The sequence below is a fragment of the Paenibacillus sp. FSL R5-0636 genome (genome assembly GCF_037974255.1).
GTDB classification, from domain to species: domain Bacteria; phylum Bacillota; class Bacilli; order Paenibacillales; family Paenibacillaceae; genus Paenibacillus_AQ; species Paenibacillus_AQ odorifer.
Genome location: NZ_CP150232.1, coordinates 701162 through 713159 on the forward strand (window position 1 = coordinate 701162; position 11998 = coordinate 713159).

The window sequence follows — 11998 nt, forward strand, 5'->3', positions numbered from 1 at the left end:
CTGAATATATCATCACCATGGATGATATAGTGCGGGAGGGTCATCCCGTACTTCGTACCGTAGCACAACCAGTGGAGCTTCCATTACAGGCGGAAGATCGTGAGGCTTTGCAATGTATGCTTCAATTTCTGAAGAACAGTCAGGACCCGGAGATTTCCGAAGAATATAAGCTGCGCTCTGGCGTAGGTCTGTCGGCGAATCAAATCGGACTGGAGAAGCGTATGTTCGCGATGTATCTTACAGACGAGAGAGGGCGGGCTGTAGAGCATGCTTGGGTTAACCCTAAGATCATAAGCCACTCCTTGTCTATGGTGTACTTACCAGAAAGCGAGGGCTGTCTGTCCGTTGATCGTCCCGTGCATGGCTTTGTACCTCGGTATGAAACCGTGAAGGTGAAGGGTTATGATCTGGAAGGCAAGGAGGTTGTCCTTAAATTTAAGGGCTACCAAGCTATCATCATCCAGCATGAAATAGACCATCTCGATGGGATTATGTTCTATGACCGAATTAACAAGGAGAATCCGTTTAAGCTGCCTCAGGGCGTGGAGATCCGGAACTTATATGAGTAGGAGAGTAACTCTGAATTAAAAAGCGGGCGACCTTACAGCGTAAAGCTGATGGTCGCTTGTTTTTTACCTATCGGCAAGATTATGATATTTCAAATATTTTACAAATCAATCGAAAGGATGTACCCTTACAATTAATGGATTTAAATTAGTAATAAGAGGAGGGCGTTAAATGAACTGGAGCAGAATGCCAATTAGAGGATTCGCCAACGAATATAATGATGAGGTTAAAAAGATTGATGAGCAGATTTTGAGTCTGATTCAGGAACGTAAAGCTATAACAGGCAAGAAACGATTATCCCCTGATAGTAAGCTACTTGAGGAATGGGCAACTAGATTCGAGATGAACACTACTCAGATTGTGCAGCATTTGCACCTTCTGAATGAAGCTGTACCCAGAAGACAATATTGGGAAGAGCCTGGTTTATTGCTGGGAGTGCTTCCGATTGTAAAGCGGACGGTCGTTGAAGAATGTGAATATATACTTACGCATGCTATGCAGTATGAAGCCTTCAGCATAGTTACTGTGGAAATCAAATATTTAAAAGAAGCTGTAGGACATATTCATCTTCGAACGGCTTTAACGCTTGAAGTGGCGGGTGAGAATGAATATGAAGTGCAGCCGCATGGTGGTCATGGAGGTGGAGCGCATACACAAATGCAATTCTTGGTCGCCCCAACGCTGCCGGAGCATCTGGAGGGTGTAGAGTTTTCGCTGGTACCCGGGAGCGAGCAAATGTTAAGACCATTAATGACTGAGATTACGTTGGACAAGCAGGTGGATTTTACATGAGAGCAGTAGAATATTTGGACTTCTAAACGCTGTTAGCGGATGAAATCCGTAGATAAAGTGTATTTGAGCTTTTTGCGGTGTGAGCTACAGAGTTATTAGGGAAAAACTCCCTGAAAATAACCTATATTCTCTGTAAATGAACAGAATTAGGGATTTTCTCCCTAAAAAACGGGGTAAGTTCTTTATTTTCCACTAAATTAGCTAAATTATAGGGAGGATTTCCCCAATTATTAGTTTAATGACCAGAAATCCCTGAATTTAAGGTAAATTTTCCTAAATATCTATCGAAGCTCCCTAACCCTTGTACTTAACACAGAGAAGGTCCGGCGATACCTGTTACGTAGCATAGAGAAATTGACGCTTGAGATCGGCTGGCTTAAGCTTGCCACAAGCTACAGATGCAGACCGTGGATGAGTAAAAATGCAGAGCAGCGATCCTCCAATACAGGAGAAACGCTGCTCTTTTAACATTTGCGGTTTATGGGACTGGGACAGCCCGTTAATCTATTCAGCTTTTTTTTAGCTTATAGAGCACTGCGTTTCAAAACAATCTTATTTCTCAGCCACCATAGCGCGGAAGGATTCTTCAGCTGCGATAAGTGTAGCATCGATATCTGCATCAGTATGTGCTGTGGTCAGGAACCAAGCTTCGTATTTCGAAGGGGCAAGGTTAATGCCACGATTCAGCATATGACGGAAGAAGCTGGCGAACAATTCGCCGTCTGTATCCTGAGCCTCGTCATAATTCGTAACCGGATGGTTACAGAAATGAGTGGAAAACGAACCACGGATGCGGTTGATTGTCAGTGGAATGCCATGACGGTCGGCAGATGCTTGAAGTCCATCGGCGAGGCGGATTGCAAGCCGATCCATTTCTTCGTATACACCCTCTGCACTCAGAACCTCTAAACAAGCAATCCCTGCAGAGATAGACGCAGGATTACCTGCCATTGTGCCAGCTTGATATGCCGGTCCAAGTGGAGCTACCTGTTCCATAACATGCTTGCGGCCGCCGTAAGCGCCGATAGGCAGGCCGCCACCGATGATTTTGCCAAGTGCAGTAAGGTCAGGAGTGATGTCCTCATGATTATCCAGCCCTGCATAGGTTTGTGTAGAACCATAATGGAAGCGGAAGGCAGTAATGACTTCGTCATAAATAACAAGGGAGCCATTATCGTGAGCCAGCTTGCAAAGTCCTTCGAGGAAACCAGGCTTAGGCATCACCATGCCGAAATTTCCTACAATCGGTTCAACCATAACAGCTGCGACATCTTCGCCCCATTTCTCCAGCGCCTCTTTCAGGCTGTCCAGATCATTAAAAGGAACGGTGATTACTTCCTGGGCGATACTGCTTGGAACACCGGCACTGTCTGGAATGCCAAGTGTAGAAGGTCCGGATCCTGCTGCTACGAGCACCAGATCGGAGTGGCCGTGGTAACAGCCGGCGAATTTTACGATTTTGCTGCGTTTTGTATAGGCACGGGCTACACGAATCGTTGTCATAACCGCTTCGGTTCCGGAATTGACGAAACGTACTTTATCCATAGATGGAATGGCTTCCTTTAGCATTTTAGCAAGTTTGATTTCGAGCTGGGTTGGGGTTCCGTAAAGAACACCATTTTCTGCTGCTGTAGTAATTGCTTTGGTAATATGAGGGTGGGCATGGCCGGTAATGATCGGTCCATAGGCTTGGAGATAATCGATATATTCATTGCCGTCTTCATCCCAGAAGTGAGATCCACTGGCGCGTTTCATAAATACGGGTGCTCCGCCGCCAACGGCTTTGAAGGAGCGGGAAGGGCTATTTACACCTCCAACGATATGCTGGAGGGCTTCGTGATAAAGTTGTTCAGATGTGGAACGATTCATAATGTGATCATCCTTTCGATTGTTGGTGCTCAAGGGAACGGGCGAACAACGGTGTTTTCCGTTGTCCGCCCGTATTATACCAAGTCACTGCTTTGTGTACATGTGAACTTTGCTTGTCAGGCCCTTAATTGGTCCCGCCAGAACTGCTATTGGAGGTGTTCTCCGATGCAGGGGTTGGTGTTGGCTCAGGACCATTTATGGTATCCTGTATAAATTCTTTTAGCTTCTTTTCGCTACGAATTCCAATAACCTGTGATCCGTCACTTGTAGTTTCCTCGGTGAGCAGATCCATTGGCGGAATTTGCTCGCTGCCACCCATACTGCTATTATACCCTACGCTTGCCAGCTTCCACATATCATTAACTGACATATTGGTTTCAATATAAGGCGTAACCTGCGACAGGATATTTGGCAGCTTGACGATGGAGGTGGTACTGATCAGCTTATCAGCCACAGCCTTGAGAAAACCGCGTTGGCGCTCGGTTCGAGTGAAATCGGAGGTAGCGTCATGCCGAAAGCGAACATATTGTAGCGCCATGTTGCCGTCAAGATGCTGGTATCCTTTTTTCAGATCAATATCATATTCCGGACCGTCTGCAACGGTTTTGTAGACCATATCTTTTTCGACTTCATAATCCACACCCCCAACGGCATCAACCAGCTTGATGAATCCTTGGAAGTCCGTGTAGACATAATATTGAATTGGGATACCGAGCAGATCGCTGACGGTCTGCATCGCAGTATTAGGTCCATAAATAATCGCTGTATTAATACGCTTCTCGCCATGATCCGGAATCGGAACGTACGTATCTCTCAGTATTGAAAATACACTGATTTTCTTCTTCACAGGGTCAAGAGAAGCGACGAGCATTGTATCTGAACGGGGGATTTCCCCTTTCTTCACACCTCGGGCATCCACACCCATTAATAGGATATTGACCGGCTCTGTACCTTCCCATTTAGGAGGCTCAGGGGTGTCAACATCAACGGTCTCTGCATTTTGGAAAGGTGAATCTTCAGTATTCGACATGCTACCAAGCTCATTGTAAATGGTTGTAATGTAGAAAATGGCCCCACCGATAATAAGGAGGAGTATAATGGCCAACGTCCAAAGCAGCGGTTTCTTTTTTGACTTACCAGTCTTTGCGTGCCTTTTCTTTCTAGGTGGCATTTCTCGTTCTTCCTTTCGCATTCACGTTGACTACATTATAATTTCTTTTGGGGATACGTGCAATTTAGGAATAATTCCCCAATCTTAAGAAGGAGTGGATCTATCTTGAACGAAGTAGCTATTGGACAAAAAGTACCCAATTTCACCCTTCCCTCTTCCAATGGGCATGAGGTTAGTTTGAGTGATTACTTGGGCCGAAAGGTCATCTTATATTTTTACCCTAAAAATATGACACCAGCCTGCACGCAGGAGGCCTGCGAATTCCGTGACGCTTTTGATCAAATCACGGCGGTGGGTGCGGTTGTTCTGGGCATTAGTCCGGACTCTTTGACATCGCACGCTAAATTTACAGAGAAGCATAGTCTGCCCTTTCCACTGCTGTCTGATGAGGATCATAAGGTAAGTGAAATGTTCGGCGTATGGCAGCTTAAGAAACTTTACGGCAAAGAGTTTATGGGGATTGTGCGATCTACTTTTCTGATTGATGAGCAGGGGATATTAGTGGAAGAATGGCGGAAGGTACGGGTAAAAGGGCATGTCGCAAACACGATAGCAGGAATAAGCGAATCATAAATTTTACTAATTACTTTTTATAGATGTCTATTACATTTTTAACAGCTTATATAAGGTGTTGTCATGATATAGTTTCCTCATAATTGCTTCAAATTTGGAGCAAGAAGAGGTGGTGGAGTGATAATGCTGCATATTGGGCTTGATATCGGATCAACTACTGCTAAATTAGTTGTCATAGAGCGGGACATCATTGTTTATCAAGACTATGTAAGACATTATAGCGATATTAAAAAAGCGGCCCTCTCTCTTCTGTCTGATGTACGCGACAGATTCCCAGAGAGGGGAGCTAGGCTTACTGTAAGCGGTTCCTCGGGTTTGTCTTTATCCAAATTAGGTGGAGTTCCCTTTATTCAGGAGGTGATAGCCTGCACGAAGGCGATCAGTGCGCTGATCCCGGAATGTGACACGGCGATTGAACTGGGTGGAGAGGACGCTAAGATAATATATCTTCGGGGCGGCATTGAGCAGCGTATGAATACAGCCTGCGCGGGCGGAACGGGAGCGTTCATCGATCAGATGGCAGCGCTGCTGCAGACCGATCCGGCAGGCTTAAATGTTTTGGCGGAGAAGCATGAGCGAATCTATCCCATAGCTTCACGCTGTGGTGTATTTGCCAAAAGCGATGTACAGCCGCTGCTTAATGAAGGAGCACGCCGGGAGGATGTGGCGGCTTCGATCTTCCAGAGTATCGTTAATCAGACGATTAGCGGTCTTGCTTGTGGACGTCCGATTCGAGGACGGGTGGCTTTTCTTGGCGGCCCGCTGACCTTCCTGCCTGCCTTGCGGCAGCGTTTTGCGGAAACGCTGGAGCTGGCGGAGGAGGATATCCTGTTCCCGGAACGCTCACAGTATTTCGTGGCGATTGGAGCTGCGCTCTCCGATGCTGATCCAGTCGTGTTGCCACTTTCAAGCTGGATCACGCGAATTGCGGCAGTTGATTTTACTGCGGATCGAGCTGCGGATGCTGAATTGCCGCCGCTTTTTGAGAATGCCGCCGAGCTTGCAGAATTTCGGCTTCGTCACGGCAAAGCCTCTGCAGCGAGATCAGATTTAGCCTTATATCGTGGACCCTGTTATCTAGGGATTGATGCCGGCTCAACTACAACTAAACTCGTGTTAACCGGTTCCGCTGACGAAATTCTCTATACCTTTTATGGCAGCAACAAAGGCAACCCGCTGCATTCGGTCAGCGATGCACTGAAGGAGATCTACCGGGTTCTGCCTGAAGGCTGCCACATTGCAGGCTCATATGTGACAGGGTACGGTGAGGGGTTAATCAAGGCCGCTCTGCGGACGGATGGCGGAGAAGTAGAGACTGTTGCACACTACAAGGCAGCTTCCAAGTTCATGCCAGAAGTAGATTTCATACTGGATATCGGTGGTCAGGACATGAAGTGCATTAAGATCCGTGGCGGTGCTATCGACAGCCTTATGCTCAATGAAGCCTGTTCAGCGGGGTGTGGCTCTTTTCTGGAGAGCTTTGCCTCTGCCCTGGGACTTGGCATCGAGGAATTTGCTAAGACTGCACTCGAAGCGACTCAGCCTGTTAATTTGGGCTCGCGCTGCACGGTATTTATGAACTCTAAGGTTAAGCAGGTTCAGAAGGAGGGCGCGTCATTAGCGGATTTATCGGCGGGTCTTGCCTACTCTGTGATCAAGAATGCTCTGCAAAAGGTAATTAAAATCCGCAATCCGGAGGACTTAGGGCGAAATATCATCGTTCAGGGCGGTACCTTCTATAATGAAGCTGTATTGCGCGCCTTTGAGTCCTTGACGGGGCGGACGGTGGTTAGACCGGATATAGCTGGCGTAATGGGGGCTTACGGCTGTGCACTGATTGCGCGTGAGCAAGCCGGGGTTAACGGATCCAGTACGCTGCTTGGACCAGAGGAGCTTGCCAGCTTTAAATATGAGGTTTCTTCAGGCCGCTGTGGCCGCTGTGGGAATAACTGTGCGCTGACGATCAGTCGTTTTCCGGATAAGAGCTTTTATGTGACCGGCAATCGCTGCGAACGTGGCGCAGGAGTCAAAAAAGAGAAAAATGTCCTGCCGAATCTGATGCAGTATAAATATGAACGGTTTTTTGAGTACGAGAGTTTACCGGAAACAGGGGCATGGCGGGGGACCGTCGGGATTCCGCGTACCATGAATATGTTTGAGAATTACCCGTTCTGGCACACCTTTTTCACCAAACTTGGCTATCGGGTGATTCTCTCCCCTAAATCCAGCAAGAAGCTTTTCGAAAGCGGAATGGATACAATTCCTTCAGAATCGATATGTTATCCTGCGAAGATGGCACATGGACATGTGCAAAGCCTGATCGGTAAAGGTGTCGATTTTATTTTTTATCCAGCGGTGGTGTATGAGAAAAAAGAAGATGAAGCCGCGGATAATCACTTCAATTGTCCAGTGGTCGCCTCGTACCCCGAAGTCATTCGCAACAATATGGATGGGTTAAAGGACAATGGAATCAAGCTTGTCAGTCCATTCCTGACCTTTGATGATATTTCTGCGCTGACCAAAGGGCTGGTGAAGACATTTACCAGCATTCCGCGAGATGAGATTACGTCCGCGGTGCAGGCGGGACTTACAGAGGCTGATAACGCCAAAAGTGATGTGCGTACTAAAGGTGAGGAGACCCTTGTGTATCTAGCTGATACTGGAACCAAAGGAATCCTGCTCTGCGGGCACCCTTATCATGCCGATCCTGAGATTAATCACGGGATAGCGGATATGATAACCGGGATGGGACTCGCCGTGCTGACAGAAGATTCTGTCTGCCACCTGGACCACAGCGAAGGAGATGTGGCTGTTGTGAATCAGTGGACCTACCATGCCCGGATGTACCGTGCAGCCCGCCTTGCTGCAGTCCGCTCGGATCTGGAGCTTGTTCAATTGACTTCCTTCGGCTGTGGGATCGATGCGATCACTTGTGATGCCGTACAGGATATTATGGAAAGACATAACAAGGTATATACATTGATCAAAATCGATGAGATCAGCAATCTTGGTGCAGCGCGCATTCGGCTTCGTTCATTGCTGGCGGCAATGCGTGAGCGTGAAAAAGGTAAGGTAGTGCCGCAAAAGCCGCCAAAAGTGCAGGCTAATGTGTTATTTACGAAGGAAATGAAAGAGACCTATACCATTCTTGCACCACAGATGTCGCCTATTCATTTTGAATTGTTTGAACAGGTGTTTCGCGATGCCGGATACCGTCTGAAGATACTTGAGACGACCGGACCCGAAGAGACAGAAGAAGGTCTGAGATACGTTAATAATGATGCGTGTTATCCGGCAATTGTGACGATTGGCCAGATTCTATCAGCGCTGAAGAGTGGGGAATATGATCCGGATCGTACTGCTGTGATTATGTCACAGACGGGTGGCGGCTGCCGGGCTACGAATTATATTTCTTTGCTGCGCAAAGCCTTAAAGGATTCAGACCTTGAACAAATTCCGGTGATTTCACTCAATGCTTCAGGGATGGAGAATCAGCCGGGTTTCCGCATCAGTCTTAAGCTGGCGAATCGGTTGATAGCTGCCGCTTGTTATGGTGATCTTATGATGCGGATGTTAAATCACTTTAGGCCGCATGAGGTTGTTCCAGGAAGTGCGGAAGTTCTATTCCGCAAAGGGATGGAGCGTTGCAAGGCAAGCTTATCCAACTTTTCATTCCGAGAATACAAACGCCTGATTCGTGAGATTGTTGCAGAGTTCTGCAAGCTGCCCGTTACGGGTATTGCTAAACCAAGAGTGGGCATTGTCGGTGAGATCCTGATCAAATTCCATCCGGATGCCAATAACCGCATTATAGAGATGATCGAGGCAGAGGGCGGGGAGGCGGTAATGCCGGACTTCCTGGATTTCATTTTCTATTGTGTATATAATCCGATCTACAAAGCTGAGCAATTCGGCAAAAGCAAACGGCTCGGCTATATCAATCCCATGCTGATCTCTTATCTGGAAATTTACCGTAAGCCGATTAAGGTTGCCCTTGAGGATGCGGGGTTAGCTAAAGGACGGGAGAATATTTATGGTCTTGCCGAGAAGGCCAGCCGACTGGTGTCCGTAGGAAATCAGATGGGTGAGGGCTGGTTTTTAACCGCAGAAATGATGGATTTGTTGGATAATGGAGTGAACAACATCGCCTGTATTCAACCGTTCGCGTGCCTGCCCAACCATATCACCGGGCGTGGGATGATTAAAGGTCTTAAGGAATTATATCCGGGTGCAAATATCGTGGCGATTGACTATGATGCTGGAGTCAGCGTAGTCAACCAAGCGAATCGGATCAAGCTGATGATGTCAATTGCCAGCAGCCAGGAAGAGACTAAGCCGTCTAATTTAAAACTGCCGGATAAGCCTCAGCAGCAGACTTTACCTGAAAGTTCATACAGCTTAACCTGAGCATTGTTCAGACGAAAAAGCGGACCAAGGATCTACCTTGGTTCGCTTTTTTATGCTTTGTGCACTTATGTATGATTTTCATGTTTTTCCTGCAATATAAAATTACCTTTCAGAAAGTTACAGCAAATTATTGACCGAAATTTAGTTAAGGTGTAAAATAGTACGCATGCGAACTATTAGATGATCTAACTAATTAATTCTTTGGAGGTGAAGATTTGGAAGATAAGGAGCAGCAATTAGATGATATTTTCTCCTCTTTTCGCCGGATTAGCCATGCATTCCAGCAGTTGCTGTGGAAGGATGCCGAAGAGCTGGACATCACACCAACACAGTTAATGGTTCTCCGCAAAATATCTGCAAATCCCGATATTGGCATTACAGATCTTGCCGAGCTATTACATTTGGGGAACAGTGCAGCGAGCGGCGTAGTGGACCGGATGGTGAAAGCCGATTTGATCACAAGACAGCGCTCTGAGGTAGATCGGCGTATATACAACTTGGCGATTACTGAAAAGGGCAGAGAGATCAGGGAAAGAAGTAAGCAATCGCTCAGAAGACACTTACTTCCACTATCCAATATACCTGCCAAGGATGCAGGTGAATTACTTAGGATTCATAACGAAATCATTCAGATCTTAGAGCAGGGGAGAGACAAATAGAATTTATGAGTACAATTACAGGTAACGCTGCAGCGGCAACTAAGGGAATACGTAGAGGACCGATTATTGCAGCGCTCTTAATAGGTGCGTTTGTCGCACTTTTGAACCAAACACTTCTTAATGTGGCATTGCCGAGCATAATGGACGATCTAAAAATCGCTACGAATACGGCACAGTGGCTAACAACGGGATTTATGCTCGTGAACGGTGTGCTGATACCGATTAGTGCATTTCTGGTGGAAAAGTTTACGACCCGCCAGCTATTCATCACCGCGATGTCACTTTTTTCGTTAGGCACACTTGTCTGTGGAATCGGAACAGGCTTTGAAATGATCATGGTCGGCAGAGTCATACAGGCGGTTGGCGCAGGGATTTTGATGCCGTTAATGAATATTGTGTTTCTTCGTATCTTCCCAATTGAAGAGCGGGGGAAAGCGATGGGGCTAATGGCGGTAGCCATGATTTTTGCTCCAGCTGTAGGTCCAACGTTGTCAGGCTGGGTAGTTCAGAACTATTCTTGGCGCGTATTGTTCTTTATCGTTCTTCCGCTGGCCATTCTTTCTACCTTGCTAGGTATGAAAACAATGCAAAATGTAGGGCAAACAACCTCTCCGAAACTGGATAAAACGGGTGTTATCCTGTCTACAATTGGTTTTGGGGGATTGTTGTACGGCTTCAGTGATGCTGGAACCGATGGTTGGGGAAGTGCAACAGTCATTACCTGCCTCATTGTGGGTGTGATTGCACTGGCTTTATTCGTATGGAGAGAGCTTAAGGCTGAGACACCACTGCTTGAGTTCCGGATTTTCAGATACAATATGTATTCACTCACGACATTAATCAATATCATCATTACGATGGCTTTATATTCGGGTATGATTTTGCTGCCGATTTATTTGCAGACGATCCGTGGTTTTACACCAATGGAGTCCGGTCTTATGCTGCTGCCGGGAGCCATTCTAATGGGAATTATGTCTCCAATCACGGGGATTATATTTGATAAAATCGGGGCAAGATGGCTGTCTGTGGTAGGCCTGATTATTACAGTAATTACGACTTGGCAATTCAGCCAGCTTACAGACAGTACGACGTATACGCATATGATTATTACTTACACGGTTCGGATGTTAGGCATGTCGATGTTATCGATGCCGATTGTAACGGCTGGACTTAACCAGCTTCCACAGCGTTTAAGCTCGCATGGTACAGCAATGTCGAATACGCTGCGGACGGTCGGGGGCGCGCTGGGAATGGCGTTGTTCGTCAGTCTAATGACCAATAAGACGAAGAGCACAATCACTGATACGCTTATGAGCGGAACGGTTTCGTTAAACGATAAAGCAGCCATGCTTAAGCTTACGCAAGAGGCTACAATTAGCGGGGTTACGCATGCCTTTAACATTGCTACCTGGATCACTGTAGTTGCTTTGGTATTGGCTTTCTTTATTAAAAAGACTTCACCGCAGCCAGACTTCCTGAAGACGGAAGAAGTGCAGCCACAGCAGGACAATCAATAAAAAGCTGGGCAAAAAAGAATGAAGAAAAAGAGCGTCCTACAAACCGTTATGGTTCCGTAGGGCGCTTCTTTTTGTTGTGCTGCTATTAGTTAGCTGGAGACACAGCTGCAGGATCGCTCCAACGTTTCAGATGTGGCAGCTGCTCCGCGAGAAGTTTACGGGCAACATTCTCGTCCATTCCTTCTTCGACCATATAGCCTGTACAAATGTCAGCCATTTCTTGCAACGTGATGTTAGGCTGTTTGAATGCACCATTCTCATAGCAGTACACGCAGTAATCTTCGATCTTGTTGCCATCCTGGTCCGTTCCAAGCAATTCTGCCGTAGGCATTGGCATCCCACAGCTTTGACAAATTTTAAGATCTCCTTGCTCTACATGTTCATGTCCCATATTTAACACTCCTTTAAAGGTATGCAAGCTCTCGAGCGCCCGCTTTAAGTTC

At 46.8% G+C, this 11998-nt stretch carries 9 protein-coding genes; 6 read left to right on the forward strand and 3 right to left on the reverse strand.

Features of this window, described 5'->3' with window-relative positions:
* The first annotated feature begins 17 nt into the window (after positions 1–17).
* Entirely contained in the window at positions 18–569 is a 552-nt protein-coding gene (gene def, locus MKX34_RS03115) for a peptide deformylase (protein ID WP_036679906.1), read from the forward strand.
* A 169-nt stretch (positions 570–738) separates the two neighbouring features.
* The gene (locus tag MKX34_RS03120; RefSeq protein WP_076106047.1) at positions 739–1359 is read left to right on the forward strand and encodes a hypothetical protein; all 621 of its coding nucleotides are present in this window, start codon (positions 739–741) and stop codon (positions 1357–1359) included.
* A gap of 552 nt (positions 1360–1911) precedes the next feature.
* Here MKX34_RS03120 and MKX34_RS03125 read toward each other — a convergent pair.
* Both MKX34_RS03125 and MKX34_RS03130 read right to left on the reverse strand, forming a co-directional pair.
* The gene (locus MKX34_RS03125; protein WP_038568626.1) at positions 1912–3228 is read right to left on the reverse strand and encodes a glutamate-1-semialdehyde 2,1-aminomutase; all 1317 of its coding nucleotides are present in this window, start codon (positions 3226–3228) and stop codon (positions 1912–1914) included.
* A 124-nt stretch (positions 3229–3352) separates the two neighbouring features.
* Positions 3353–4399, reverse strand: a complete 1047-nt coding sequence (locus MKX34_RS03130; protein ID WP_076106049.1) for an LCP family protein — start codon at positions 4397–4399, stop codon at positions 3353–3355.
* Between the two features lie 105 nt (positions 4400–4504).
* Here MKX34_RS03130 and bcp point away from each other — a divergent pair, with 105 nt between their 5' ends.
* The 4 genes from bcp (at position 4505) to MKX34_RS03150 (ending at position 11555) form a co-directional block, all read left to right on the forward strand.
* Positions 4505–4972 (forward strand): thioredoxin-dependent thiol peroxidase, encoded by a 468-nt coding sequence (gene bcp / locus MKX34_RS03135; protein ID WP_080742389.1) that lies wholly within the window; start codon positions 4505–4507, stop codon positions 4970–4972.
* A gap of 123 nt (positions 4973–5095) precedes the next feature.
* Positions 5096–9379, forward strand: a complete 4284-nt coding sequence (locus MKX34_RS03140; protein ID WP_081384003.1) for a 2-hydroxyacyl-CoA dehydratase — start codon at positions 5096–5098, stop codon at positions 9377–9379.
* Between the two features lie 215 nt (positions 9380–9594).
* Complete coding sequence (locus MKX34_RS03145) at positions 9595–10038, forward strand: MarR family transcriptional regulator (RefSeq protein WP_036679864.1); 444 nt, start codon at positions 9595–9597, stop codon at positions 10036–10038.
* 5 nt (positions 10039–10043) lie between these two features.
* Complete coding sequence (locus tag MKX34_RS03150) at positions 10044–11555, forward strand: DHA2 family efflux MFS transporter permease subunit (protein WP_076106051.1); 1512 nt, start codon at positions 10044–10046, stop codon at positions 11553–11555.
* An 85-nt stretch (positions 11556–11640) separates the two neighbouring features.
* On the opposite strand, the gene MKX34_RS03155 is transcribed toward MKX34_RS03150, so the two are convergent.
* Positions 11641–11946: a zinc ribbon domain-containing protein gene (locus tag MKX34_RS03155; protein WP_051491091.1), complete on the reverse strand. Its 306-nt coding sequence runs from the start codon at positions 11944–11946 to the stop codon at positions 11641–11643.
* Between the last annotated feature and the right edge of the window lie 52 nt (positions 11947–11998).

Coding starts and splice junctions, on each gene's coding strand:
- def (WP_036679906.1), top strand. CDS start 18: ATGGATGATATAGTGCGGGAGGGTCATCCCGTACTTCGTACCGTAGCA.
- MKX34_RS03120 (WP_076106047.1), top strand. CDS start 739: ATGAACTGGAGCAGAATGCCAATTAGAGGATTCGCCAACGAATATAAT.
- MKX34_RS03125 (WP_038568626.1), bottom strand. CDS start 3,228: ATGAATCGTTCCACATCTGAACAACTTTATCACGAAGCCCTCCAGCAT.
- MKX34_RS03130 (WP_076106049.1), bottom strand. CDS start 4,399: ATGCCACCTAGAAAGAAAAGGCACGCAAAGACTGGTAAGTCAAAAAAG.
- MKX34_RS03140 (WP_081384003.1), top strand. CDS start 5,096: ATGCTGCATATTGGGCTTGATATCGGATCAACTACTGCTAAATTAGTT.
- MKX34_RS03150 (WP_076106051.1), top strand. CDS start 10,044: ATGAGTACAATTACAGGTAACGCTGCAGCGGCAACTAAGGGAATACGT.
- MKX34_RS03155 (WP_051491091.1), bottom strand. CDS start 11,946: ATGGGACATGAACATGTAGAGCAAGGAGATCTTAAAATTTGTCAAAGC.